23 protein-coding genes and 1 pseudogene are annotated in these 25,029 nt (G+C 68.9%); 13 read left to right on the forward strand and 11 right to left on the reverse strand.

What is annotated here, in order from left to right:
* Nucleotides 1-15: 15 nt before the first annotated feature.
* The gene (gene rutA, locus AC3A6B_RS08090; protein ID WP_487836215.1) at nt 16-1,128 is read right to left on the reverse strand and encodes a pyrimidine utilization protein A; all 1,113 of its coding nucleotides are present in this window, start codon (nt 1,126-1,128) and stop codon (nt 16-18) included.
* Nucleotides 1,129-1,372: 244 nt separating this feature from the next.
* Here rutA and AC3A6B_RS08095 point away from each other — a divergent pair, with 244 nt between their 5' ends.
* Genes AC3A6B_RS08095 through AC3A6B_RS08105 form a run of 3 tightly spaced genes read left to right on the forward strand, consistent with a single transcriptional unit; the run spans nt 1,373 to nt 3,387 of the window.
* Nucleotides 1,373-1,825, forward strand: a complete 453-nt coding sequence (locus AC3A6B_RS08095; RefSeq protein WP_487836216.1) for a YybH family protein — start codon at nt 1,373-1,375, stop codon at nt 1,823-1,825.
* Between the two features lies 1 nt (nt 1,826).
* On the forward strand, nt 1,827-2,801 hold the full coding sequence (locus tag AC3A6B_RS08100) for a YheT family hydrolase (RefSeq protein ID WP_487836217.1): 975 nt from the start codon (nt 1,827-1,829) through the stop codon (nt 2,799-2,801).
* Nucleotides 2,802-2,841: 40 nt separating this feature from the next.
* Nucleotides 2,842-3,387, forward strand: a complete 546-nt coding sequence (locus AC3A6B_RS08105) for a DUF2946 family protein (RefSeq protein ID WP_487836218.1) — start codon at nt 2,842-2,844, stop codon at nt 3,385-3,387.
* Nucleotides 3,388-3,442: 55 nt separating this feature from the next.
* Here AC3A6B_RS08105 and AC3A6B_RS08110 read toward each other — a convergent pair whose 3' ends face one another.
* From AC3A6B_RS08110 to AC3A6B_RS08125, 4 genes are all read right to left on the reverse strand, one after another.
* Nucleotides 3,443-4,045: a c-type cytochrome gene (locus tag AC3A6B_RS08110; RefSeq protein ID WP_487836219.1), complete on the reverse strand. Its 603-nt coding sequence runs from the start codon at nt 4,043-4,045 to the stop codon at nt 3,443-3,445.
* Nucleotides 4,046-4,129: 84 nt separating this feature from the next.
* Complete coding sequence (locus AC3A6B_RS08115) at nt 4,130-5,548, reverse strand: efflux transporter outer membrane subunit (protein ID WP_487836220.1); 1,419 nt, start codon at nt 5,546-5,548, stop codon at nt 4,130-4,132.
* Nucleotides 5,541-8,705, reverse strand: coding sequence for an efflux RND transporter permease subunit (locus tag AC3A6B_RS08120; protein ID WP_487836221.1), 3,165 nt, complete (start codon nt 8,703-8,705; stop codon nt 5,541-5,543). Before AC3A6B_RS08120 ends, AC3A6B_RS08115 begins: the two co-directional genes overlap by 8 nt.
* A gap of 13 nt (nt 8,706-8,718) precedes the next feature.
* A complete protein-coding gene (locus tag AC3A6B_RS08125) occupies nt 8,719-10,002 on the reverse strand; it encodes an efflux RND transporter periplasmic adaptor subunit (RefSeq protein ID WP_487836222.1) in 1,284 nt (427 codons plus the stop codon).
* 145 nt (nt 10,003-10,147) lie between these two features.
* Between AC3A6B_RS08125 and AC3A6B_RS08130 the strand changes: the two genes are divergently transcribed.
* Together AC3A6B_RS08130 and AC3A6B_RS08135 are read left to right on the forward strand one after the other, a co-directional pair.
* Entirely contained in the window at nt 10,148-10,804 is a 657-nt protein-coding gene (locus tag AC3A6B_RS08130; protein WP_487836223.1) for a TetR family transcriptional regulator, read from the forward strand.
* Between the two features lie 127 nt (nt 10,805-10,931).
* Complete coding sequence (locus AC3A6B_RS08135; RefSeq protein ID WP_487836224.1) at nt 10,932-11,660, forward strand: glutathione S-transferase; 729 nt, start codon at nt 10,932-10,934, stop codon at nt 11,658-11,660.
* A gap of 16 nt (nt 11,661-11,676) precedes the next feature.
* Here AC3A6B_RS08135 and rsmI read toward each other — a convergent pair whose 3' ends face one another.
* Nucleotides 11,677-12,615 (reverse strand): 16S rRNA (cytidine(1402)-2'-O)-methyltransferase, encoded by a 939-nt coding sequence (gene rsmI, locus AC3A6B_RS08140; RefSeq protein WP_487836225.1) that lies wholly within the window; start codon nt 12,613-12,615, stop codon nt 11,677-11,679.
* Here rsmI and AC3A6B_RS08145 point away from each other — a divergent pair.
* The 3 genes and pseudogenes from AC3A6B_RS08145 to AC3A6B_RS08155 all read left to right on the forward strand — a co-directional run bounded on the left by AC3A6B_RS08145 (nt 12,615) and on the right by AC3A6B_RS08155 (nt 14,456).
* A pseudogene (locus AC3A6B_RS08145) lies at nt 12,615-13,010 on the forward strand (YraN family protein). The gene rsmI and the pseudogene AC3A6B_RS08145 overlap by 1 nt on opposite strands.
* A gap of 85 nt (nt 13,011-13,095) precedes the next feature.
* Nucleotides 13,096-13,722 carry an SIS domain-containing protein gene (locus AC3A6B_RS08150; RefSeq protein WP_487836226.1) on the forward strand — a complete coding sequence of 209 codons (627 nt, stop codon included), beginning with the start codon at nt 13,096-13,098 and terminating at the stop codon, nt 13,720-13,722.
* On the forward strand, nt 13,719-14,456 hold the full coding sequence (locus tag AC3A6B_RS08155; protein WP_487836227.1) for a BON domain-containing protein: 738 nt from the start codon (nt 13,719-13,721) through the stop codon (nt 14,454-14,456). Before AC3A6B_RS08150 ends, AC3A6B_RS08155 begins: the two co-directional genes overlap by 4 nt.
* Before the next feature lie 3 nt (nt 14,457-14,459).
* On the opposite strand, the gene AC3A6B_RS08160 is transcribed toward AC3A6B_RS08155, so the two are convergent.
* The 3 genes from AC3A6B_RS08160 to AC3A6B_RS08170 all read right to left on the reverse strand — a co-directional run bounded on the left by AC3A6B_RS08160 (nt 14,460) and on the right by AC3A6B_RS08170 (nt 17,723).
* On the reverse strand, nt 14,460-15,380 hold the full coding sequence (locus AC3A6B_RS08160; RefSeq protein ID WP_487836228.1) for an NAD(P)-dependent oxidoreductase: 921 nt from the start codon (nt 15,378-15,380) through the stop codon (nt 14,460-14,462).
* A 131-nt stretch (nt 15,381-15,511) separates the two neighbouring features.
* Complete coding sequence (locus AC3A6B_RS08165) at nt 15,512-16,648, reverse strand: PilT/PilU family type 4a pilus ATPase (RefSeq protein WP_214695927.1); 1,137 nt, start codon at nt 16,646-16,648, stop codon at nt 15,512-15,514.
* 31 nt (nt 16,649-16,679) lie between these two features.
* Complete coding sequence (locus AC3A6B_RS08170) at nt 16,680-17,723, reverse strand: type IV pilus twitching motility protein PilT (RefSeq protein ID WP_126838096.1); 1,044 nt, start codon at nt 17,721-17,723, stop codon at nt 16,680-16,682.
* A 39-nt stretch (nt 17,724-17,762) separates the two neighbouring features.
* Here AC3A6B_RS08170 and AC3A6B_RS08175 point away from each other — a divergent pair, with 39 nt between their 5' ends.
* The gene (locus AC3A6B_RS08175; RefSeq protein WP_487836229.1) at nt 17,763-18,449 is read left to right on the forward strand and encodes a YggS family pyridoxal phosphate-dependent enzyme; all 687 of its coding nucleotides are present in this window, start codon (nt 17,763-17,765) and stop codon (nt 18,447-18,449) included.
* Here the strand turns inward: AC3A6B_RS08175 and AC3A6B_RS08180 are convergent.
* Nucleotides 18,446-18,925, reverse strand: a complete 480-nt coding sequence (locus tag AC3A6B_RS08180; protein WP_487836230.1) for an Lrp/AsnC ligand binding domain-containing protein — start codon at nt 18,923-18,925, stop codon at nt 18,446-18,448. The genes AC3A6B_RS08175 and AC3A6B_RS08180 overlap by 4 nt on opposite strands.
* A 92-nt stretch (nt 18,926-19,017) precedes the next feature.
* Here AC3A6B_RS08180 and AC3A6B_RS08185 point away from each other — a divergent pair, with 92 nt between their 5' ends.
* The 4 genes from AC3A6B_RS08185 to AC3A6B_RS08200 all read left to right on the forward strand — a co-directional run bounded on the left by AC3A6B_RS08185 (nt 19,018) and on the right by AC3A6B_RS08200 (nt 24,750).
* Nucleotides 19,018-22,062 (forward strand): L-glutamate gamma-semialdehyde dehydrogenase, encoded by a 3,045-nt coding sequence (locus AC3A6B_RS08185; RefSeq protein ID WP_487836231.1) that lies wholly within the window; start codon nt 19,018-19,020, stop codon nt 22,060-22,062.
* Nucleotides 22,063-22,147: 85 nt separating this feature from the next.
* Nucleotides 22,148-23,419 (forward strand): Glu/Leu/Phe/Val family dehydrogenase, encoded by a 1,272-nt coding sequence (locus AC3A6B_RS08190; protein ID WP_487836232.1) that lies wholly within the window; start codon nt 22,148-22,150, stop codon nt 23,417-23,419.
* Nucleotides 23,416-24,036: a nucleoside/nucleotide kinase family protein gene (locus AC3A6B_RS08195; RefSeq protein ID WP_487836233.1), complete on the forward strand. Its 621-nt coding sequence runs from the start codon at nt 23,416-23,418 to the stop codon at nt 24,034-24,036. Before AC3A6B_RS08190 ends, AC3A6B_RS08195 begins: the two co-directional genes overlap by 4 nt.
* A gap of 96 nt (nt 24,037-24,132) precedes the next feature.
* Nucleotides 24,133-24,750 carry a DUF2242 domain-containing protein gene (locus tag AC3A6B_RS08200; protein ID WP_487836234.1) on the forward strand — a complete coding sequence of 206 codons (618 nt, stop codon included), beginning with the start codon at nt 24,133-24,135 and terminating at the stop codon, nt 24,748-24,750.
* A 7-nt stretch (nt 24,751-24,757) separates the two neighbouring features.
* Here the strand turns inward: AC3A6B_RS08200 and AC3A6B_RS08205 are convergent, their stop codons facing one another.
* The gene (locus AC3A6B_RS08205) at nt 24,758-24,985 is read right to left on the reverse strand and encodes a hypothetical protein (protein WP_487836235.1); all 228 of its coding nucleotides are present in this window, start codon (nt 24,983-24,985) and stop codon (nt 24,758-24,760) included.
* Nucleotides 24,986-25,029: the final 44 nt, after the last annotated feature.

Raw genomic sequence — 25,029 nt, forward strand, 5'->3', positions numbered from 1 at the left:
AGCGGCCTTTGCGTTTCAGGCGGCCAGGCGCTCGGCGGCGACGCGCGAAGGCACGGGGCTCGCGATGTGCGTGCGGCTCTTCATCAGGGGCTGGATGTACTCGCCGAAAGCCTCCACGCCGGGCACGAAGTCGTCGAAGGTCAGGAGCACGCCTTCGGTGCCGGGCACCTCGGCGACTTCGTCGAGCAGGCGCGCGATGGTCGCGTAGGAACCGACCAGCGTGCCCATGTTGATGTTGACGGCCGAGGTCGGATCGGCCATCTGGCGCACGTTGGTGTCGGCGCCCGACTTGGTGTCGGCCGCGCTCTGCTGCGTGAGCCAGGCGAGCGCCTCCTGGTCGGCGCCGGCCTTGTAGTGCTCCCATTTGGCGCGCGCCGCCTCGTCGGTGGCATCGGCGATCACCATGAAGAGCACGTAGGAGGTCACGTGGCGGCCCGTCTTCTTCGTCGCCTCGACGAGCTTCTCGGCCGCCGGCGCAAAGGCCTTGGGCGTGTTCACTCCCTTGCCGAAGCAGAAGTTGTAGTCGGCGTACCTGGCGGAGAAGTCCATGCCGGCATCGCTCTGCCCGGCGCAGATCACCTTTATCTGGGCTTGCGGCTTCGGGCTCACGCGGCAGTCGTCCATCTGGAAGTGCTGGCCCTTGAAGTCGGACTGCCCGGTGGTCCACAGCTCGCGCAGTACCTGCACGTATTCAGACAGGTAGCGGTAGCGCGTCGCGAAGAATTCGTCGCCGGGCCACAGGCCCATCTGCGAGTACTCGGGCCGCTGCCAGCCGGTGATCAGGTTGAGGCCGAAGCGGCCGTTGGAGATCGAGTCGATGGTGGAGGTCATGCGCGCCACGATGGCCGGCGGCATGACCAGCGAAGCCGCCGTGGCGAAGAGCTTGATCTTCGAGGTGACCGCGGCCAGCCCGGCCATCAGCGTGAAGCTTTCTAGGTTGTGATCCCAAAATTCGGTCTTGCCTCCGAAGCCGCGCAGCTTGATCATCGACAGTGCGAAGTCCACGCCGTAGTGCTCGGCCTTCTGCGTGATCTGCTTGTTGAGTTCGAAGCTCGGCTTGTATTGGGGGGCGTTCTCCGAGATCAGCCAGCCGTTGTTGCCGATGGGGATGAAGATGCCGACGTTCATGCGTTGCGCTCCTGGACCGAAGGTGAGGGATGGGCTGCGGGCGCAACGTCGATGGACGCGCGCCGACGCTCTTATGCATAGGCCGTGCCACTCGGCCAAGCCTTTTGAAATCAACCACTTACGCGTTTGCATCGATCAGGATTGGACCAAATGGTCCAAAATGGAGTGTTTGGTCTGTCCGGTCGCGGCCGGCTTTGGTGCAAGGACGCCGCACAATCACGGCCAGTTGCCTGTTTTCTCTGCCATGCCCAAGACCAAACTCCGCGCCGCAGCCGTCGGCGGCACCGCCGACGACGTCGAGACCGCCTTCTACGAAGCGCTGCAGCGCGGCGACATCGACGCCTTGATGGCCTGCTGGGCCGACGAGGACGAGGTGTTCTGCGTCCATCCCGGCGGCCCGCGGCTGGTGGGCACCGAGGCGATCCGCGCCGCCTTCGAGCACATGTTCGCCAACGGCGCGATCCACGCCACGCCGGCGCGCGTGCGCCGGGTCGAGTCGCTCGCGAGCGCGGTGCACAACGTGCTGGAGCGCATCGAGGTGCTCACCGCCGAGGGGCCGCGCCATGCCTTCGTGCTGGCCACCAACGTCTATCACAAGACCGCCCAGGGCTGGCGCATGGTGGCGCACCATGCAAGCCCGGGCAGCGTGCACGCGCCCGAGGACGAGGACGACGCCGCGCCCCAGACGCTTCACTGACATGCAATACGTCGCGCCCCTCTGGCTGCCCGGCGGCAACCTCCAAACCATCTGGCCCGCGCTCTATGCACGGCGCGTGGACGCACCCTTGCCGGCCTACAGGCGCGAACGCTGGAACACGCCGGACGGCGACTTCATCGACGTGGACTTTCTCGATGCGGCCGGGCCCGGGTCGAAGCCGCTGCTGATCCTGTTCCACGGCCTCGAAGGCTCGTCGAAGAGCCACTACGCCGAGGCTTTCGCGGCCTTCGCGAGGGTCCGCGGATGGGACTACGCGGTGCCGCATTTCCGCGGCTGCAGCGGCGAGCTCAACCGCGCGCCGCGCGCCTACCATTCCGGCGACTACGAGGAGGTCGGCTGGATCCTCGGGCGGCTGCATGCGCAGCATGGCGGGCCGATGCTGGCAGCCGGTGTGTCGCTGGGCGGCAATGCGCTCTTGCGCTGGACAGAGGAGGCGGGCGGCGAGGCCTCGAAGCTGGTCAGCGCCGTGGCCTCGATCTCGGCGCCGCTGGACCTGGCCGCCGGCGGCGCGGCGATCGGCCGCGGCTTCAACCGGCTGGTCTACACGCGCATGTTCCTGTCGACCATGAAGCCCAAGGCGCTGGCCAAGCTGGCCCAGCATCCGGGCCTGTTCGACCGCGACAAGCTCCTCGCGGCCCAGGACCTCTACGCCTTCGACAACGTGTTCACCGCGCCGCTGCACGGCTTTCGCGACACCGACGACTACTGGACGCGCGGCTCGGCCAAGCCGCATCTGGACGCGATCCGCATTCCCGCGCTGGCGGTGAACGCCACCAACGATCCCTTCGTGCCGGCGGCCAGCCTGCCGCGCCAGAGCGAGGTCGGCCGCCACGTCACGCTCTGGCAGCCGGCCCACGGCGGCCATGTGGGCTTTCCGCTGGGCGCGCCGCCCGGCCATGTGCGCGGCATGCCGGAGCGCGTCGGCGGCTGGCTGGCGCAGCACTTGAGCGCTTGAACTACAGCCGCGCGGCCCGATCCGCGCCAGAATGAGATTCATGGACGACATCGTCAGACAGGCGCTCGCCAAGTGGCCCAACGTGCCGCACTGCTACGGCTGGCTCGGCCTGGACGCGCGCGGCAATTGGTACATGCGCGACGACCGCACCCAGGCCATGGGGCCTTTCCCGGCGGCCAAGGGCTCGCTGCTCAGGCACGACAAGCTGATCGATTTCATCCAGCGCAACTACGAGCACGACGAGCGCGGGCAGTGGTTCTTCCAGAACGGCCCGCAGCGCGTCTACGTCGAGCTCGAAGCCGCGCCGTGGATCTGGCGCGTCGCGGAAGACTTCTCGGTGCATTCGCACAGCGGCCTGGACGTCGAACCCTCGGCCTGCCTGCTCGACGAGGAGGGCCGGCTCTACCTGGTGGCGCCGCTCGGGCTCGGCCTGGTCCATACGCAGGATGTGGGCGTGGCGGCCGAGGCGATCGAGGCGGGGCGCTGGGCGCCGCAGAACGTGCGTGCCGCGGAGCTGCCCGCGCGCTTCGGCCATGTCATGAGCCCGGCCGCCGGGCAGCCGCTCAGGCAGCCGGCGCACCCATAAAAAAGAGCCCGCATGCGGGCTCTTTGGTCGAGGGGCGAGAGTGCGCCTGGTGCGCCTAGGGCTTCGCCGGCGCAGCCGCATCGGATGCCGCCGCGTCGGGCGCCGCCGCCGCTGGACGGTCCGGCACCGGGAACTTGGCGCCGCCCGAATTGGCCAGATAGACCACCGCGCGGCCGATCTCGACATCCTCGAAGTCGCCGCCGCCCTGGGGAGGCATGGCGCCCTTGCCCTTGAGCGCATGCTCGAGCAGCGTGGCGTAGCCCTGGCCGATGCGGGGGCCCCAGGCCGCGGCATCGTTGAGGTGCGGAGCCGTCGGAATGCCGGGCGCGCCGTGGCAGGCCACGCATTGCGCCTTGAACACCGCTTCGCCAGCGGCCAACGGCCGGTTGGCGTCGCGGATCTCGATCGAGCCGACCTTCTTGAGGCGTTCGGCGATCTCGCGGTCGCGCGCTTCCTTCGACACGCCGTAGAGCGACATACTGTCGCCCTGCGCATCGCCCGAGGGATGGGTGCCGGAGACCACGTAGGAGACGAGGCCCGCGATGATCAGGATGGGAGCGATGAACGAGAAGAAGACCGCGAGCAGCAGCTGTTTCGGGTTCTTGATCGGGCCGGTGTGGGCGTCTTCTGTGGCCTGGTAGTGCGGGTCGTCGCTCATTGGCGTCCTCAATATCGGGGGCTCTTCGGGGGCGTTTTCGAAATCAACCGGCGATTATAGATAGGGCGCCCAGGGGCGCCCGCCTCAACGCGTGGCCCAGCCGCCGCCCAGCGTTTTATAGAGCGCGACCTGGTTCTGCAACTGCAGCAGCCGGGTCTGCACCGCGGCCTGCTGCACGCTGTAGAGCGAGCGCTGCGAATCGAGCAGGTCGAGCGCGCTCGCGATGCCGTTGCGGTAGCGCAGGTCGGAGAGCTTGAAGCGGACCTCCTCGGCGTTCGACTGCGCGCGCAGGGCCCGCAACTGCTCGCCGAGCGTGGCGCGGCCGGCGAGCGCATCGGCGACTTCGCGGAAGGCCGTCTGGATCGACTTCTCGTACTGCGCCACCGCGATCTCGCGGCCGGCCCGGGCCGAATCCAGCCCGGCCTGGTTGGCGCCCGCATCGAAGATCGGCAGCGTGACCTGCGGCGCGAAGGACCAGGCCTTGGAGCCCTTGTCGAACAGCCCCGAGAACTCGCTGCTCGCGGTGCCGATCGACGAGGTCAGCGTGACGCGCGGGAAGAAGGCCGCGCGCGCGGCGCCGATGTTGGCGTTGGCCGCGATCAGCTGCTGCTCGGCGGCGCGGATGTCGGGCCGCTCGCCCAGCAGGTCGGAGGGCAGGCCGGCCGGCAGCTCCGGCATCAGCGCGATCGCATCGAGGCCGCGGCCGCCTTCGGTCGCCTCGGCCGGCACCGGCGCGCCGAGCAGCAGGGCCAGCGCGTTCTCGTCCTGCATGCGCAGGCGTTGCTGCTCGGCGTAGGAGGCACGCGCGGATTCGGCCAGCGTGTCGGCCAGGCGCAGGTCGATTTCCGAGACCACGCCGCTGTCGAAGCGCATGCGCGTGAGCTTCTGCGACTCCTCGCGCGTGGCCAGGGTCTGGCGCGTGAGCTCGAGCAGCTGGTCGTCCGCGATCAGCGTGAGCCAGCCGCTGGCGACCGCGCCGATGAGGCTGATCTGCGCCGCCTTGCGCGATTCCTCGGTGGCGAGGAACTGCGCCAGCGCCTGTTCCTTGAGACTGGCGACGCGGCCGAAGAAGTCGAGTTCCCAGGCGGTGATGCCGAGGTTGACCGAATAGCTCGATGCCACGCTGCCGCCCAGGCCCACGGCCTGGAGCGCGTTCGGGCTCGAGCGCGAGCCGCTGGCCGTGAGATCGACCGCGGGGAACTGGGCCGCGCGCTGAATCCGGAACTGGGCGCGCGCCTGCTCGATGTTGAGCACGGACACGCGCAGGTCGCGGTTGTTGGCCAGCGCGGTCTCGATCAGCTTCGCAAGGCGCGCATCGGTGAAGAAGTCCTGCCAGGCGAGCGTGGAGGCGGGCGATTGCGCACTGCTGGCGGCCTGCGCGCCCGGATAGGCCGCCGGCACGGGCGCGGCAGGGCGCTCGTAGGCCGGGATCAGCGAGCAGCCGGCCATCAGCATCGCGGCGGCGCCGGCCAGCGCGGTGGAAAGGAATTTCTTTTTAGTCATGGGCGGGGCTTTCCTCGATGCCTGCGGCTTGCGCGTGGCGCCTGTCGACCTCATGCTGGCGCTCGCTGCCCTTGAACAGGCTGCGCACGACCACGAAGAAGACCGGCACGAAAATCACCGCGAGCACGGTGCCGGTCACCATGCCGCCGATCACGCCGGTGCCGATCGCGCGCTGGCTCGCCGAGCCCGCGCCCGAGGCCAGCACCAGTGGCAGCACGCCGAGGCCGAAGGCCAGCGAGGTCATGATGATCGGGCGGAACCGCAGGTGGGCGGCGGCCAGCGCCGACTCGACCACGCCCTTGCCCTGCGCCTGCAGGTCCTTGGCGAACTCGATGATCAGAATCGCGTTCTTGGCCGACAGGCCGATGATGGTGATCAGGCCGACCTGGAAGTACACGTCGTTCGAATAGGCGCGCAGCAGGGTCGCGAGCAGCACGCCCAGCACGCCCAACGGCACCACCATGATCACGGACAGCGGAATCGTCCAGCTTTCGTACAGCGCGGCCAGGCACAGGAACACGGCCAGGATCGAGAAGGCGTAGAGGATGATGGCCTGCGCGCCGGCGAGCTTCTCTTCGCGCGACTGGCCGGTCCACTCGTAGCCGAAGCCTGGCGGCAGCTGCGCGGCGAGCTTTTCGATCTCGGCCATCGCGGCGCCCGAGCTGGAGCCCGGCGCGGCCGAGCCCGAGATGCGGACCGCGGGGTAGCCGTTGTAGCGCACCGTCTGCTGCGCGCCGGTGATCCAGCGCGTGCTCGCGAAGGCCGACAGCGGCACCGGCTCGCCCTTGGTGTTGCTGGCGTTGAGCCTGAGCAGGTCCTCGGGTTGCATGCGCGCCGGCGCGTCGGCCTGCACCACCACCCGCTGCAGGCGCCCCTGGTTCGGGAAGTCGTTCACGTAGGTCGAGCCCAGCCCCGTCGACAGCGTGCTGTTGATGGCATCGAAGCTCACGCCCAGCGCGTTCGCCTTGTCGCGATCGATGTCGATCTGCAGCTGCGGCGCGTCTTCCAGGCCGTCCGGGCGCACCTGCGTCAGGATCGCGCTCTTGCTGGCCATGCCGAGCAGCTGGTTGCGCGCGTTGATCAGCGCCTCGTGGCCGGCGCCGCCGCGGTCCTGCAGGCGGAAGCTGAAGCCGCTGGCGTTGCCCAGCTCGGGGATGGGCGGCGGCGACAGCGGGTAGATGAAGGCGTCGCGGATGCCCGACAGCGCCCCGAAGGCGCGGCCGGCCACCGCCTCGGCCGAATGGCTCGGGTCGTGCCGTTGGTCCCAGTCCTTGAGCGTCACGAAGGCGAGGCCGGCGTTCTGGCCCTGGCCCGAGAAGCTGAAGCCCAGCACCCCGACCATGCTCTCCACCTCGGGCTGCTTCAGGATGTACTTCTCGACATCCTGCATCACCGACAGCATGCGCTCCTTCGTCGCACCCGGGGGCAGCTGCACGTTGACGATGATGTAGCCCTGGTCTTCCTGCGGCAGGAAGGAGGTGGGCAGCTGGCGGTAGACCAGCACCACGGCGCCGATGATGGCCACGTAGATCACCAGGTAGCGCGCCGCGCGCTTGAGGATGCGCGCCACCAGGCTCTCATAGCCCTTGGCGGTACGGGCGAAGCTGCGGTTGAACCAGCCGAAGAAGCCGCGCTTCTCGTGGTGGTGGCCGGCCTCCACGGGCTTGAGCAGCGTGGCGCACAGGGCCGGCGTGAGCGACAGCGCCATGAAGGCCGAGAAGGCGATCGAGGCCACCATCACCGCCGAGAACTGGCGATAGATGTTGCCGGTGGAGCCGGCGAAGAAGGCCAGCGGCACGAACACCGAGATCAGCACCACGGTCACGCCGATGATGGCGCCGGAGATCTGGCGCATCGCCTTGCGCGTGGCTTCGAGCGGCGAGAGCCCCTCCTCGCTCATGATGCGCTCGACGTTCTCCACCACCACGATCGCGTCGTCCACCACGATGCCGATCACCAGCACCATGCCGAACATGGTCAGCACGTTGATCGAGAAGCCCAGCGCCAGCAGGATGCCGAAGGTGCCCAGCAGCGCGATCGGCACCACCACGGTCGGGATGAGCGTGTAGCGCCAGTTCTGCAGAAACAGGAACATCACCAGGAACACCAGCGCCACCGCCTCGAACAGCGTCTTCACCACCTCGGTGATGGAGATGTTCACGAAGCGCGAGCTGTCGTAGGGGATGGTCCACTTCACGCCCTGCGGGAAGTAGCGCTCGAGCTCGGCCATCTTGGCGCGGATCGCCTTGGCCGACTGCAGCGCGTTGCCGCCGGGGGCGAGCTGCACGCCGATGCCCACCGCCTGCTCGCCGTTGAGCCGCGCCGAGGTCGAGTAGGCCTGACCGCCGAGCTCGATGCGCGCCACGTCCTTGAGCCGCACGCTGGAGCCGTCGGTGTTGGCGCGCAGCACGATGTCACCGAACTGCGAGGTCGAGGTGAGCTGGCCGTTGACCACCACGGTGGCCGCGATGGCCTGGCCCGCCACGTTGGGCAGGTCGCCGATGGTGCCCGAGGAGACCTGCGCGTTCTGGGCGCGAATCGCCGCGTTGACGTCGGCCGCCGACAGGTTGTAGCCCTGCAGCTTGGCCGGCTCGATCCAGATGCGCATCGCGCGCTCGGTGCCGAAGAGCTGGGCCTGGCCGACCCCGGCCACGCGCTGCAGCTCGGGCACCACGTTGCGCGATGCGTAATCGCCCAGCGCCGTGGTGTCGATCGCCGGGTTGTCGGAGGACAGCATCGTGAACAGCAGGAAGTTGTTGCGCGACTTGTCCACGCGCACGCCCTGCTGCGTCACGGCGGCCGGCAGCCGCGGCGTGGCGCGCGACAGCCGGTTCTGCACGTCCACCTGGGCGAGCTCGGCGTTGGTGCCGGTCTCGAAGGTGATGGTGATGGTGCCGGTGCCATCCGCCTGCGCGACCGATTCCATGTAGATGAGGCCCGGCGAGCCGTTCATCTCGCGCTCGATGACCGAGAGCACGCTGTCCTCCAGCGTCTGGGCCGAGGCGCCGGGATAGGCGACGTTGACGACGATGGCCGGCGGTGCCACCGGCGGGTACTGCGCGATCGGCAGCTGCGTGATGGACACGGCGCCCACCACGATGATGAACAGCGCGATCACCCACGCGAAGATCGGACGGTCGATAAAGAATTTAGCCATGCGGGGGCGCTCCTTACTGCTTCGCGGCAGGAGCCGAAGCAGCTGCCGTGGCAGCAGGAGCGGCGTTCGCGGCGCCCGCGGAAGCCGGCGTCGGCGCCTTCCACGGCACCGCCTTCACCGGCGCGCCGGGCGGCATCATCATCAGCTTCTGGAAGCCGTCGACCATGACCTGCTCGCCGGCCTTCAGGCCATCGAGCACGATCCACTGGTTGTTCTGGGCCGCGCTGATCTTCACTGTGCGCTTGTGCATCTTGCCCTCGGCATCGACCACCGTCAGCGTGTCGCCCTGCTGGGTGCGCGTGACGGCCTGCTGCGGCACGGTGATTGCGTTGGTGGCCTGGGCCTGCTCCACCTTCACCCGCACGTAGAGGCCGGGCAGCAGCTCGCCCTTTGGATTCGGCACCTCGGCGCGCAGCGTGACCTGGCCGGTGGTGGAGTCGACCGTCAGGTCGGAGAACAGCAGCTTGCCGGGCAGCGCGTACTCGCTGCCGTCTTCCAGCACGACGCGCACGCTGGCTGCGTCGGCGCCGCTGGCGCGCTTGAACTGGCCGGCCTCCATCGCGCGGCGCAGCCTGAGCACGTCGCTGGCCGACTGCGTGAAGTTCACGTACATCGGGTCGATCTGCTGGACCACGGCCAGCGCGGTCGCATCGCCCTGGCCCACCAGTGCGCCTTCGGTCACCAGCGCGCGGCCGATGCGGCCGGAAATCGGGGCCGTCACGCTCGCGTAGCCGAGATTGATCTTCGCGGTCTGCACCGAGGCGCGGCCCACCGCGACATCCGCCTCGGCCGTCTTGGCCGCGGCCACGGCATTGAGATATTCCTGCTTGCTGACGGCGTTGGCTTCCACCAGCGGCTTGTAGCGCTCGGCCAGGGCCTTGGCCTGCACTGCGTTGGCTTCGGCGCGCGCCAGGCTCGCCTGTGCGCTCTGCGCCGCGGCGGCGTAGGGCGCGGGGTCGATGTTGAACAGCGGCTGGCCTGCCTTCACGTCGCTGCCTTCGCGGAACAGCCGCTTCTGCAGGATGCCAGCGGCGCGGGCGCGCACCTCGGCCACGCGCGAGGCTTCGAGCCGGCCGGGCAGCTCGGTCACCAGGCCGACGTCGGTCGGCGTCGCAACCACCACGCCGACTTCGGGCGGCGGCGGTGCACCGCCGCCGGCACCACCGCCCTGGGCGGCAGCGGCCGGCGCTCCGCTCTTGCCGCAGGCTGCGAGCACAAGCCCCGCAGCGACCGCGGCCGCGACGGCTGCGCGGCGCGGCGAAAACAACGAATGACGCGAGACATGCAGTTGAGGCATGCGAATCCTTTGAGCAAAGAAGGGGGACGGTACGTCGCGGCGAGGTGCTTAAACCATCACGGCGAGTCAGGCCATCGGGAGGGACCCGAGTTTACATACATTCATGGATGTATAGTGATTACCCTCACATGAATAAAGGGGCATAGTGGTCCGACGTACCAAGGAAGAGGCGCTGGCGACACGGCACCGGTTGCTCGATGCTGCCGAAGTGCTGTTTCAAGGCCAAGGCGTTTCGCAGACCTCATTGCAGCAGATCGCGCAGCAGGCCGGCGCCACGCGCGGCGCAATCTACTGGCACTTCAAGGACAAGGCAGACCTCTTCAACGCGATGATGGAGCGGGTCACGCTGCCGCTGGAGGCGGCGACGCGCGAGGCCAGCACGACGGGCGAGGATCCGCTGGCGGCGATCGAGCGGGTGATGGTCCAGGCCCTGAGCCTGATGGTCAGCGACCCGCAGGTGCGGCGCGTGTTCGAGGTCGCCACGCTCAAGGTCGAATACACCAGCGACATGGAGGCGGTGCTGCAGCGCCACCGCAGCGCGCGCAACGAATGCGTGGTCGATTTCGGCAATGCGCTGCAGCACGCGGCGCGGCAGGCGGGCATCCAGCTGCCGATCCCGGTCAAGACCGCGGCCTACGGCCTGCATGCGGTGATCAGCGGGTTGATCCAGGACTGGCTGCTGGAGCCCGAGGCCTTCGACCTCGTGCCGGCCGGCCGCCACATCTTCCGCGTCTACCTGGCAGGCCTCGGGTTCGAGCGCCCGTCCGCGGTCGTCGACGCAGACTGCAAGGCCGCGGCCTGATGGGCGATAATGACGGGCTCCGGCCGCTGGCTGGAGCCCCATCTCGCTGTATTTCAACGGATAGAATTCGGCCCTCCGAAGGCTGAGATCCAGGTTCGATTCCTGGCGGCTTCGCGGAGGGCCTTCCTTGACCTACCAACTCCACTACTGGCCCAGCATCCAGGGCCGCGGCGAGTTCGTGCGCCTGGCACTCGAGGCGGCCGGCGCCGCGTATGTCGACGTGGCGCGCGAGCCGGCGGGCAAGGGCGGCGGCGAGGCGGCGCTGGCGCGATCGCTCGACGACCCGGACAACCCGCGCGCGGCCTTCGCGCCGCCCTTCCTCGTCGACGGCGACATCGTGGTCGGCCAGACCGCCGCGATCCTGCTCTATCTCGGCCCACGGCTCGGGCTCGCCGGCATCGGCGAGGCCGACGCGCTCTGGACGCACCAGTTGCAGCTCACCATCGCCGACATGGTGGCCGAGGCGCACGACACGCACCATCCGATCTCGACCGGCCGCTACTACGAAGAGCAGCGCGAGGCCGCGCAGGAGCGCGCCAAGTGCTTTCGCGAAGAGCGGATTCCGAAATTCCTCGGCTGGTTCGAGCGCGTGCTCGCGCGCAATCCCGCAGGCGATCTGCACCTCGTCGGCGATGCGCTGACCTATGCCGATCTGTCGCTGTTCCAACTGGTGGCGGGTCTGCGCTATGCCTTTCCGAAGGCCGCGGCACGCGTGCTGGCCGAGACGCCCGCGGTCGCCAAGCTGCATGCCAACGTGGGCCGCCGCCAGCGCGTGCACAACTACCTCCAGAGCCCGCGCCGCGTCGCCTTCAACGAGGAAGGCATTTTCCGGCGCTATCCGGAACTCGACGGTTAGGGCCTGTCAACAGGCCCTAGTCGCTCGGTTCGTCGCGCAGCCGCAGCGCGGTGTCGTAGAGCGCATTGCGCGGCGCGCCGCTGATCTCGGCCGCCAGCCGCACCGCGCTCTTGAGCGGCAGCTCCGCAAGCAGCAAGCGCAGCACGCGTTCGGCTTCGGCGTTGCCGTCATCTTCTGCCGCGGGCTTCGGATGCAGCACCAGCGCAAACTCGCCACGCGTGCGGTCGCGGCTGCGCGCGAACCAGTCGGGCAGGGCGGCGGCGGCCACGGTGGCGATCTCCTCGAATTGCTTGGTGAGTTCGCGGCCAACTGTCACGCGCCGCTCGCCCAGGACGGCCAGCGCGCGTGCCAGCGCTTCGATGCGATGTGGCGCCTCGAGCAGAACCACGCTGCGCGGCTCGGCGGCCAGCGCCTGCACGGCGGCATCGCGCTCGCCGGACTTGCTGGGCAGGAAGCCGGCGAACACGAAGGCGCTGCTCGAATCGCCCGTCGCAACCAGCCCGGCCGCGCCGATCAGCGTCGTCACGCTGCTCGCGCCAGGCAGGGGCAGCACGCGGTAGCCTGCCTCGCGCACGGCCGCGACCAGGCGCGCGCCCGGGTCGCTCACGCCGGGCGTGCCGGCGTCGCTGACATAGGCGATGCGTTCACCGAGGGCAAGCCGCGCGATCACGGCCTGCGCCGCCTCGGCTTCGTTGTGCTGGTGCACGGCGAGCAACCGGGCCGAGGGGCGGTCGATGCCGTAGGCGCGCAGCAGGCTCTGCGTGTGGCGCGTGTCCTCGCAGGCGACGGCATCGACCAGCTGCAGCACCTGCAACGCGCGCAGCGTGATGTCCGCCAGGTTGCCGATCGGCGTCGCGACCACGTAGAGCGCGCCTTCCGGATAATGCTGCGCACCCGCAGCATCGCGCGCGGCCTGCAGGGCGGCGGCGAACGAGGCGGGAGCGAGAGAGTTCAATGAGTTTTCTCCAGAACAAGACGGCAGGGAGGCATTCAAGTGACGACCAAGCAGCGCGGCGATGCGGCGGAAGACGCCGCGCTCGCCCATCTGCAGGCGGCCGGCCTGGTGCTGGTCGCGCGCAATTATCGAACCACGGGCCGCGGCGGCGGCGAGATCGACCTGATCGTGCGCGATCCGCGCGACGGCACTTGGTGTTCGTCGAGGTGCGCCAACGCGCCAGCGCCACGCATGGCGGCGCGGCCGGCAGCATCACCGGCGTGAAGAAGCGGCGCATCGTGTTCGCTGCCCGGCACTATCTGAGCCGCCTGCGCACGCTGCCGCCCTGCCGCTTCGACGTCGGGTTGGTGGAAGAGCGCATCGCGTGGATGCAGGCCGCATTCGACGCGGATTGAGCCGCCGAGGGAACCGATGCGTTGCCCCATACTCAAGCGCAGCACCTACGTCTTGTTTCAGAACCCGCAGTTATCATCCCGGCCCATGCTCGAGCAACGGATCCAGCAGCACTTCATCGACAGCGCGGACCTCAAGTACCAGGCAGGCCCGCTACTCAGCAAACCGATTGCACAGGCAATGCAGGCGTTGCTCGCCTGCGTCACCAGCGGCGGCAAGATCCTGGCCTGCGGCTCCGGCGTCTCGGGGCTTCTCGCTGCGCAGTTCGCCGCCCAGTTCGTCGGCCGTTTCGAGCGCGAGCGCCCCGAGCTCGGCGCGATCGCGCTGCCGGGCGACACCACCGACCCCGCCGCGGATACCGCCGACGCGAACGACGCGGACCGCTTCGCGCGCCAGGTGCGGGCCCTGGGCCAGGCCGGCGACGTGCTGCTGACCCTGAGCGCCAGCGGCCAGTCGGCCGCGGTGCTCGCTGCGGTCGAGGCGGCCCATGCACGCGACATGACGGTGGTCGCCCTGCTGGGCAATGCCGCGGGCGGCGGCGCCAGCAGCAGCCCAGGCGGCGCCGTGGGGCGCGCGCTGCGCGAAACGGATGTCCAGATCTGCGTGCCGCACGAACGCGCGGCACGAATCCATGAAGTTCACCTGCTCGCGCTGCACTGCCTGTGCGACGGCGTGGACGCCCAGTTACTCGGAGAACAGGAAGGTTCCACATGACGAAGACATCCACCCGACGCCTCGCGTTGACTCTGGCCGCGGGCGCCGCGCTGGCTGTCGGCCTTTCCGCCTGCGTGCCGCTGGTGGTCGGAGGCGCCGCGGTCGTCGGTGCGGGCATGGTCGCGACCGACCGCCGCAGCTCGGGCGCGCAGATCGACGACCAGGGCATCGAGCTGCGCGGCGGCGCGCGGGTGCGCGAGATCGCCAACGACCAGATGTACGTCACCATCACGAGCTACAACCGCCAGGTGCTCCTGACCGGCGCGGTGGGCAGCGACGCCGACCGGCGGCGCGTCGAGGAGGTGGTGCGCCGCGTCGACAACGTGCGTTCGGTGGTCAACGAGCTGACGGTGGGGCCGCCGAGCACCTTCCCGCAGCGTTCCAACGACGCCTTCATCGTCGGCAAGATCAAGGCCTCGCTGCTCGATGCCAAGGATGTCTTCGCCAATTCCTTCAAGGTCGTCGCCGACCGCGGCACGGTGTATCTGATGGGCCTGGCCACGCGGCGCGAAACCGATCGCGCGACCGACATCGCGCGCGGCGTGTCGGGCGTGGAGAAGGTGGTGCGCGTGGTCGAGATCGTCAGCGAAGCGGAGCTCGCGAACCAGGCGCAGCAGGGCGGCACCGGGCCGGCGCCGGCTTCGCGTTCCAACGTGCCGCTGCCGCCGATGGAGCCGCTGCCGCCGGCGGGTTCACCGCCAGCCGGCGGCGCGACCGCCACGCCGGTTCGCTGATTCCTACTTGAGCCTGGTGATCAGGCTCGAAGTGTCCCAGCGCCGCCCGCCGGCCTGCTGCACGTCGGCATAGAACTGGTCCACCAGCGCGGTCACCGGCAGCCGCGCGCCGTTGCGCTTGGCTTCGTCGAGCACCAGGCCCAGGTCCTTGCGCATCCAGTCGACCGCGAAGCCGTAGTCGAACTTGCCTTCGATCATGGTCTTGCCGCGGTTGTCCATCTGCCAGCTCTGCGCCGCGCCCTTGCCGATCACGGCCAGCACCTCGTTCATGTCCAGGCCGGCACGCTGGCCGAAGGCGATCGCCTCCGACAGGCCTTGCACTAGGCCGGCGATCGCGATCTGGTTGACCATCTTCGCAAGCTGGCCCGCGCCGCTGCCACCGAGCAGGGTGACGGCGCGCGCGAAGGTCGCGATCACCGGCTTCACGCGTTCGAAGGCGGCCGCGTCGCCGCCGCACATCACCGTCAGCGCGCCGTTCTGGGCGCCGGCCTGGCCGCCGGAGACCGGCGCGTCGATGAACTGCAGGCCGCGTTCCAGTGCCGCCTTCGCGAGTTCGCGCGCGACGTCCGCCGACGCGGTGGTGTGGTCGACGAAGACCGAGCCCGGGGCCATGCCCGCGAAGGCGCCGTCGTCGCCGAGCACCACCGAGCGCAGGTCGTCGTCGTTGCCGACGCAGCAGAAGACGATGCTTGCGCCCGAGGCGGCTTCGCGCGGCGTGGCCGCGTGGCGCAGCGCGCCCTTGGCCTGGGACGCGAATTCCTTCTGCCAGTCCGCAGACTTGGCGGCGGTGCGGTTGTAGACCGCGACATCGTGGCCCGCGAGCGCGAGGTGGCCGGCCATGGGGAAGCCCATCACGCCGAGGCCGAGGAAGGCGAGCTTTTGCGCGGGGACGGGATCGTAGGTTTTGGGATTGAGGCTGCTCATGGGCGCTAGCTTAGCGCCCACCGCTGCTGGGCTGGTTCCGGGAACACCGCGGAACCGTGCCGGGCCGCTGGTGTTGCCCCCGGTGAGGGGGTTGGCGCAGCGACACGAAGTGCGCGAAGCCTGGGGGAGAGCTAAACAATGGCGAAGTGCTCGGTGCCTGCGGACAAGTCGGTCGAACGCGCGCGCTGGCTGTTGAGCTTGATCTGCAGGCGCAGGTCGTTGGCCGAGTCGGCGTTGCGGATCGCTTCTTCAAAGGAGATCGCATTGGCTTCGAAAAGGTCGAACAGCGCCTGGTCGAAGGTCTGCATGCCGAGGTTGCGGCTCTTCTTCATGATCTCCTTGATCTCGCCCACTTCGCCCTTGAAGATCATGTCGGCAACCAGCGGCGTATTGAGCAGGATCTCGACCGCGGCGATGCGGCCATGGCCGTCTTCGGTCGGAACCAGGCGCTGCGAAATCAGCGAGCGCAGATTCAGCGACAAGTCCATCAGGAGCTGGGCGCGGCGCTCTTCGGGGAAGAAATTGATGATCCGGTCCAGCGCCTGGTTGGCGCTGTTGGCGTGCAGCGTGGCCATGCACAGGTGGCCGGTCTCGGCGAAGGCCACCGCGTGCTCCATGGTCTCGCGGTCGCGGATCTCGCCCATCAGGATCACGTCGGGCGCCTGGCGCAGCGTGTTCTTGAGCGCGGCTTCCCAGCTGTCGGTGTCGATGCCGACCTCGCGCTGCGTCACCACGCAGTTCTTGTGCGGATGCACGAACTCGACCGGGTCTTCCACCGTCACGATGTGGCCGTAGGAGTTCTCGTTGCGCCAGTCGATCATGGCGGCCAGCGTGGTCGACTTGCCCGAGCCGGTGGCGCCCACCAGGATGGTGAGGCCGCGCTTGGTCATCGCCACGTCCTTGAGCACCTGCGGCATGCCGAGCGCGTCGATGGTCGGCAGCTTGGCCGGAATGGTCCGCAGCACCATGCCGACCTTGCCCTGCTGCACGAAGGCGTTGACGCGGAAGCGGCCGATGCCGGTGGGCGAGATGGCGAAGTTGCACTCCTTGGTGCGCTCGAATTCGGCGGTCTGGCGGTCGTTCATGATCGAACGCGTCAGTGCCAGCGTGTGCTGCGCGCCGAGCGCCTGCTGCGAGACCTTGGTGACCTTGCCGTCGACCTTGATCGCGGGCGGAAATTCGGCCGTGATGAAGAGGTCGCTGCCGTTGCGGCTCACCATGAGCTTGAGAAGTTCGTTGATGAACTGGCTGGCCTGATCGCGTTCCATGTCGGTACTCCGGTGCGGGCGGGGCTGTTCTTCAGCCCGGGAAGTTTTCTGGGATCTTGGCCTTGCCGCGCGCTTCGGCCGCGGAAATGACGCTGCGGCGCACCAGGTCGGTCAGGTTCTGGTCGAGGGTCTGCATGCCCTGGCCGCTGCTGGTCTGGATGGTCGAATACATCTGCGCGACCTTGCCTTCGCGGATCAGGTTCCGGATCGCGGAGGTGCCGAGCATGATCTCGTGCGCCGCCACCCGGCCCTGGCCGTCCTTGGTCTTGCACAGTGTCTGCGAAATCACGGCCTGAAGCGACTCCGACAGCATGGCGCGGATCATGTCCTTTTCCTCGCCCGGGAACACGTCGATGATCCGGTCGATGGTCTTGGCGGCCGAGGAGGTGTGCAGGGTGCCGAACACCAGGTGGCCGGTTTCGGCCGCGGTCATCGCGAGGCGAATGGTTTCGAGGTCGCGCATTTCGCCGACCAGGATCGCGTCCGGGTCTTCGCGCAGCGCCGAGCGCAGCGCGTTGGCGAAGGAGAGCGTCATCGGCCCGACTTCGCGCTGGTTGATCAGGCACTTCTTCGATTCGTGCACGAACTCGATCGGGTCTTCCACCGTCAGGATGTGGCCGTACTCGGTCTCGTTCAGGTAGTTGACCATCGCCGCCAGCGTGGTCGACTTGCCCGAACCGGTGGGCCCGGTCACCAGCACTAGGCCGCGCGGCTTGAGCGCGAGGTCGCCGAAAATCTTCGGCGCGTTGAGCTGCTCCAGCGTGAGGATCTTCGAGGGAATGGTGCGGAACACAGCGGCCGCGCCGCGCGCCTGGTTGAAGGCATTCACGCGGAAGCGCGCCAGGCCGTCGATCTCGAACGAGAAGTCGACCTCGAGGAACTCTTCGTAGTGCTTGCGGTGCATGTCGCTCATGATGTCGTACACCATGGCATGCACCGCCTTGTGATCGAGCGCGTCGACGTTGATGCGCCGCACGTCGCCATGGACCCGGATCATGGGTGGCAGGCCGGACGAGAGATGCAGGTCCGAAGCCTTGTTCTTGACGCTGAAGGCCAGCAGTTGGGTGATGTCCACGAAGCTCCTCGGTGACGTTTTGATACGCTTTTGACGATTATGACGATGATTGGTGACAAGCTCCAGCAAGTTCGGGCCCGGATCGTGACGGCATGCACGGCCGCCGGCCGCGATCCGGCGAGCGTGCGCTTGCTTGCAGTGTCCAAGACCTTCCCGGCCGAGGCCGTGCGCGAGGCCCGCGCCGCCGGACAGATTGCCTTCGGCGAGAACTACGTGCAAGAGGGCGTGGCCAAGATCGAGGCCCTGGCCGATCTGCGCGGCGAGCTCGAATGGCACTGCATCGGCCCTCTGCAGAGCAACAAGACGCGGCCGGTGGCCGAGCACTTCGACTGGGTGCACAGCATCGACCGGCTGAAGATCGCCGAGCGCTTGGCCGAGCAGCGGCCGGCGCATCTGCCGCCGCTTTCGGTGTGCCTGCAGGTCAACGTGGACGGCGGCGCCAACAAGTCCGGCGTGCCGGCCGAGGAGGCCTTGCAACTGGCGCGCGCTGTGGCGGCCTTGCCACGTTTGCGGCTGCGCGGGCTGATGGCGATCCCCGAACCGGCGCCGGATTTCGAGGCACAGCGCGCGGTGTTCCTGCACGCGGCCGTTCTTTTCGAGACATTGCGCACGGCGGGACTGGAGCTCGACACGCTTTCGCTGGGCATGTCGGCCGACCTCGAAGCGGCGGTCGCGGCCGGCAGCACCATGGTGCGCGTCGGCACGGCGGTCTTCGGCGCGCGCTAGAAGCCCAGCGGAATCCGCGCGCTGCTCTTCACCTCTTCCATCACCGCATAGGTCCGCGTCTCGCGCACGCCGGGCAGCTGCCACAGCACCGTGCCGGCGAATTCGCGGTAGGCCGCCATGTCGGCCATGCGGGTCTTGAGCAGGTAGTCGAAGCCGCCCGCGACCATGTGGCATTCCATGATCTCGTCGCGCACCTGCACCGCGGCCTTGAACTGGTCGAACACGTTGGCCGTGGTGCGGTCCAGCAGCACCTCGACGAAGACGGTGAAGCCGCGGCCGAGCTTGTGCGGGTCGAGCCGCGCCTCGTAGCCCTGGATGAAGCCCTCGCGTGTGAGCCGTTGCACGCGCGCCAGCACGGCGGTCGGAGACAGCGAGACGGTCTCGGCCAGCTTGAGGTTGGAGATTCGACCGTCCTCCTGAAGAATCTTCAGGAGTTTCATGTCGATGCGGTCGAGATTGGCTGGTTCGTTGCTCATGGCTGGAGAATTATCCAGCGGCAGGCCAATATTTGGTGAATAACTCGGCGGCGAAAGGCGGACCATCGCTGCATCGACACCGGAGCTTTCTCATGCGCCTGCCTACCCCCTATCGGCCGGAAGCCGACATCGTTTCGCACCGCCTCGCCGCCCTGAAGGGCGCGCTCGACTGGACCGCGGCCGCAGCCGTCGCCACCCCCTGGGTGCGCGCCGTGCGCGAGCGGCCGCCGCCCTTCTGGGCCATGGAAAGCCTGCTGCGCGAATACCCGATCTCCAGCGCCGAGGGCTTGGCGCTGATGCGCCTGGCCGAAGCGCTGCTGCGCGTGCCCGATGCCGAGACCGCCATCGCGCTCACCGCCGACCAATTGGGCCGCGCCGACTTCGATGGCGCCGCCGACTCGACGCTGTCGCGCCTCTCTTCGTCGGCCATCGCGCTGTCGAAGCGCTTCCTGCCCGACCCGGGGCACCCCGGATCGGAGCCGGGACTGATGGCCCGCCTCGGCGCGCGTACCGTGGTCGCCGCCACGCTGCGCGCGGTGCAGCTGCTGGGCCGCCAGTTCGTGCTGGGCCAGACCATCGAGGAAGCGATGACCGAGGCCCGATCGGCGCACCGGAAGCAGGAAGCCCTGCGCTTCAGCTATGACATGCTGGGCGAGGGCGCACGCACCGATGCCGATGCGCTTCGCTACCTCGACAGCTACGCCAACGCGATCCGGTCCATCTCGGCCGGCGCCGACAGCGAGGGCATGCCCGAGCACAACGACGGCATCTCGATCAAGCTCAGCGCGCTGCATCCGCGCTACGAAGACGCGCAGCGCGAACGCGTGATGCGCGAGCTGGTGCCGCGCGTGTGGCAGCTGTGCGAGCTCGCGGCCGACGCGAATCTCAACCTCACCATCGATGCCGAGGAGGTCGACCGCCTCGAGCTCTCGCTCGAAGTGTTCGAGGCGCTCGCTGCGAAGGTGGCGGCCCAGCGCCCGCAGTGGCGCGGCTTCGGCCTCGCGCTGCAGGCCTACCAGACGCGCGCGCTGGAGCTGATCGAGCACGTCGCCGCGATCGCGCGCAAGTACCGGCTGCGCCTGATGTGCCGCCTGGTCAAGGGCGCCTACTGGGATGCCGAGATCAAGCGCGCTCAGGAGCTGGGCCTGCCGCACTACCCTGTGTTCACGCACAAGCACCACAGCGACGTCAGCTACCTGGCCTGCGCCCGCGCGCTGCTGGCCGCGCCGGACGCGATCTATCCGCAGTTCGCGACGCACAACGCGGGGACCATTGCGGCCATTCTGCAGATGGCGGGGGATCGCCGCTTTTCCGCCGGGCCGCCCCAAGGAAAAGCAGCCCCCTCGGGGGGCAGCGAAGCACACGCAGTGGCGAGCGTGGGGGCCACATTCGAATTGCAGCGCCTGCACGGCATGGGCGAGGGCATCTATCGCGAGGTGATGAAGAGCACCACCGCACCGGTGCGCATCTACGCGCCGGTGGGCCAGCACAAGGACCTGCTGGCCTATCTGGTGCGCCGGCTGCTGGAGAACGGCGCCAATTCCTCCTTCGTCAACCAGCTGGGCGACGAATCGATCGCCGTCGACGAACTGCTGGTGTCGCCGCTCTGGCTCGAGCGCGATGCCTCGCTGCCCCTGCCGAGCGCGCTCTACGGCCCGCCGCCGGCGCGCCGCAACAGCAACGGCGTGGACCTCGCGGTCGAATCGATGCGTGCGCCGCTTCTTGCCGCCTACGATGAGTGCACCGTGCCGGCCGTGGCCGAGTTCGATGCAGAGCGGGCCGCCGATGCCGTCGCCGCCTCGGCGGCCGGCTATCGCACGTGGAGCAAGACGCCCGTGGCGCAGCGCGCCGCCGTGCTGCGCTGCGCGGCCGACGCGCTCGATGCCGAGCTGCCGCGCTTCTGCGCCTTGCTGGTCAAGGAAGCCTTCAAGACCTGGGGCGATGCGGTCGCCGAGGTGCGCGAGGCGGTCGACTTCCTGCGCTACTACGCCGACGAGGCCGAGCGGGTCATGCGGCCGGTCGTGCTGCCCGGCCCCACCGGCGAGAGCAACGAGCTGCGGCTCACGGGGCGCGGCCCCTGGGTTTGCATCAGCCCCTGGAACTTCCCGCTCGCGATCTTCCTGGGCCAGGTGGCGGCCGCGCTCGCGACCGGCAACACGGTGCTGGCCAAGCCGGCCGAGCAGACGCCGGCCGTCGCCCTCGAAGCCGTCCGGCTGCTGCATGCCGCAGGCGTGCCGGCCGATGCCGCGCAGCTGCTGCACGGCCCCGGCGACACCGTCGGCGCCGCGCTGGTGGCGGCGCCCGGCGTGGCCGGCGTGGTGTTCACCGGCTCGACCCAGGTGGCGAAGCTCATCCACCGCGCGCTGGCCGCGAAGGACGGCCCGATCGTGCCGCTGATCGCCGAGACCGGCGGCATCAACGCGATGGTGGTCGACTCCAGCGCGCTGCCCGAGCAGGTGGTCGATGCCGTGGTGCAGAGCGCCTTCCGCTCGGCCGGCCAGCGCTGCTCGGCGCTGCGCCTGCTGCTCCTGCACGAGAGCATTGCCGACGGGGTGATCGAGATGATCCGCGGCGCGGCGAATGAGCTTGCAGCGGGCGACCCGTCCGAACTCGCGACCGACGTCGGCCCGGTGATCGACCGTGAAGCCTTCGAAGGCATCCAGCGCCATCTGCAGCGCCTGAACGCGGAGGCCCGCGTGCTGGTGGCGCCTGCGTCTTCCGCATCGCCGCTGCCCAACCTGATCGCGCCGCATGCCTACGAACTGCCCGCCATCGAGCACGTGAGGACCGAGATCTTCGGCCCGGTGCTGCACATCGTGCGCTGGTCCGGCGAGCCGCAGGCCGTGATCGACCAGATCAACGCGCTCGGCTTCGGCCTCACGCTCGGCATCCAGACGCGCATCGACAGCCGCGCCCTGGCCATGGCCGTGCGCGCCCATGTCGGCAACATCTACGTCAACCGCAACATCATCGGCGCGGTGGTCGGCGTGCAGCCATTCGGCGGCGAGGGGCTGAGCGGCACCGGGCCCAAGGCCGGCGGGCCGCACTACCTGCTGCGCTTCTGCGCGGAGCAGACGCTCACCATCAACACCACTGCGGCCGGCGGCAATGCCGCGCTGCTTGCCGCAAGCGCATAAGGGGCAACGCAACGCGCATAGGTCATGGCGCCGCGGACGCCGCGCGGCTATCGTCCGCGGCATCCCAACAGCAACCAGGAGTGCCATGAGCGCCGATCTGTCCTACGTTCAACCGACCGCCAACAGCCCGTGGGGCACCTATCTCTCGCAGGTCGACCGCGTCGTTCCCTACCTGGGCGGCCTGGCGCGCTGGGTCGAGACGCTCAAGCGCCCCAAGCGCGCGCTGATCGTCGACGTGCCGATCGAGATGGACGACGGCACCATCGCCCACTTCGAGGGCTACCGCGTGCAGCACAACATGTCGCGCGGCCCAGGCAAGGGCGGCGTGCGCTTCCACCCCGACGTGACGCTGGAAGAAGTGATGGCCCTGTCGGCCTGGATGACGGTGAAGACAGCCGCGGTGAACCTGCCCTACGGCGGCGCCAAGGGCGGCATCCGCGTCGATCCGAAGAAGCTGTCGCTGCAGGAGCTCGAGAAGGTCACGCGCCGCTACACCAGCGAGATCGGCATCATCATCGGCCCGCAGCAGGACATTCCGGCGCCCGACGTCAACACCAACGCCCAGATCATGGCCTGGATGATGGACACCTACTCGATGAACGTCGGCGGCACGGCCACCGGCGTGGTCACCGGCAAGCCGCTGCACCTTGGGGGCTCGCTGGGCCGCGTCAAGGCCACCGGCCGCGGCGTCTTCGTCACGGGGCGCGAGGCGGCGCGGCGCCTCGGGCTCGAGCTGCGCGGCGCGCGCGTCGCGGTGCAGGGCTTCGGCAACGTGGGCTCGGTCGCGGCCGAGCTGTTCGCCGAGGCCGGCGCCAAGATCGTCGCGGTGCAGGACCACACCGGCACCATCGTCAACAGCAAGGGCCTCGACCTGAAGGAACTGGTGCCGCTCTCGCGCACCGAAGGCGTGGTGGGCTTCAAGGGTGGCGACGTCATCAACAACGAGGCCTTCTGGGAAATCCCCTGCGACATCCTGATCCCGGCCGCGCTGGAAGGCCAGCTGACCGCGGAGCGCGCGCAGAAGACCACCGCGAAGCTGGTCCTCGAAGGCGCCAACGGTCCGACCGTTCCGACGGCCGACGACATCCTGGCCGAGCGCGGCGTGCTCGTGGTGCCCGATGTGATCTGCAACGCCGGCGGCGTGACGGTGAGCTACTTCGAATGGGTGCAGGACTTCTCGTCCTTCTTCTGGGACGAGGACGAGATCAACGTGCGTCTCGACCGCATCATGATGAACGCGCTCAACCAGATCTGGGACACGGCGGACAAGCACAGGATCACGCTGCGCACGGCCACCTTCGCGGTGGCTTGCGAACGCATCCTGATGGCGCGGCAGGAGCGCGGCCTCTATCCATGACGCCTGACGACAGCGCGCGCATCGACGCCCTGCTGGCCGACGGCCGGCGCAAGCTGCTCGGCCTGGTCGGGGCGCCCGGCTCGGGCAAGTCGACGCTCGCGCTGGCGCTCCAGCAGGCCCTGCCCGGGCGCGCGCAGGTGGTGCCGATGGACGGCTTCCACCTCGCCAACGCGGAGTTGCAGCGACTCGGCCGGGCCGGGCGCAAGGGCGCGCCCGACACCTTCGACGCCGCGGGCTATGTCGCGCTGCTGCGGCGCCTGCGCGAGCAGCGCGCGGACGAGATCGTCTATGCGCCCGAGTTCCGCCGCGAGATCGAGGAGTCGGTCGCCGGTGCGATCGCGGTGCTGCCGCAGACGCAGCTGCTCATCACCGAAGGCAACTACCTGCTGCTGCAGGAAGGCGCCTGGGCCGAGGTCGCGCCGCTGCTCGACGAGGTCTGGTACGTGGAAGTCGACGACGACAGCCTGCGCGTGGAGCGCCTGGTGCAGCGCCACCAGCAGTTCGGCCGCAGCCGCGAAGCCGCGCTGGCCTGGGCGGCAGACACGGACGAGCCCAATGCGCGCCGCATCGCCGCCACGCGCGGCCGGGCGCACCGTGTGGTTCGGCACGAGCGCTGAAGAGGGAACGCCGCGCGCATCGGGCCCTCCAAGAAAAGCCGGCGACGCCGGCGGCGTGCCGCGAGCATTCGCGGCTCGCCCATTCCGATGCTTCACATGCGCCTTCCGTTCTCGTGCACCGCCGCGCTGCTGTTCTCGCTCGTCCTGGCGGGCTGCGCCTCGCCTGCCAAGCGCGTCTCCTACGATCCCGAGGAATTCGATTCGACCACCACCCACACGCGTGTCTTCCGCGCCACGCAGGCGCAGACCTGCGAGGCCGCGCGTCGCGCGCTCTTGAGCCAGGGTTATCTGGTGACGGCCGCGAATGCCGACCTGGTGGCCGGCCGCAAGAGCTTCCAGCCGACCGGCGAGGTGCACGTGGAAGTCGAATTGCGCGTGGTCTGCGCACGCGAGGGTGGCGCCAGCAGCACGGTCGCCTTCGCCAGCGCGCTGCAGGATCGCTACAGCCTGAAGAAGGTCAACAACTCGGCCAGCGTGGGCGTGGGCGCGCTGGGTTCGCTGTCGCTGCCGTTCTCGTCCAGCGACGATGCGCTGGTCAAGGTGGCCAGCGAGACGCTGACCGACGAGCGCTTCTACGACCGCTTCTTCGCCTTGATCGACCGTTTCCTCGTGCCCGAGTCGGTCGAGGTGATGCCGGTCGCACCGCCCGAGCCGCCGAGGCCGAGCACCGACGCGCCGCTGCGGCCGGTGCCGCTGACACCCTCGCGGGGCTGACTCGAAGTCAAAGCGCGACCGTGCGCGCCGCGTAGGCCGGCAGGCCGGTCAGGCCGCAAAGGCGCTGTAGCACGCCGTAGCCCTGGGCCAGTGCGGCGGAATAGGTGGCGAAGGAGCGTTCGGCTCGGTGCAGCGGCTCGAAATGGCCGTCGTGGCGCACGTCCTCGTGAATCACCCAGTAATAAGAACCGTCGAAGGGTTGTTCCACCAGCAAGCCAATCTTCCGTACGTCCATGTCCAGTACTCCGTTGTCGAAATGAGTACTAAAGAATGTAAGAC

This window comes from Variovorax sp. Soil_C_33 (assembly GCF_057656935.1).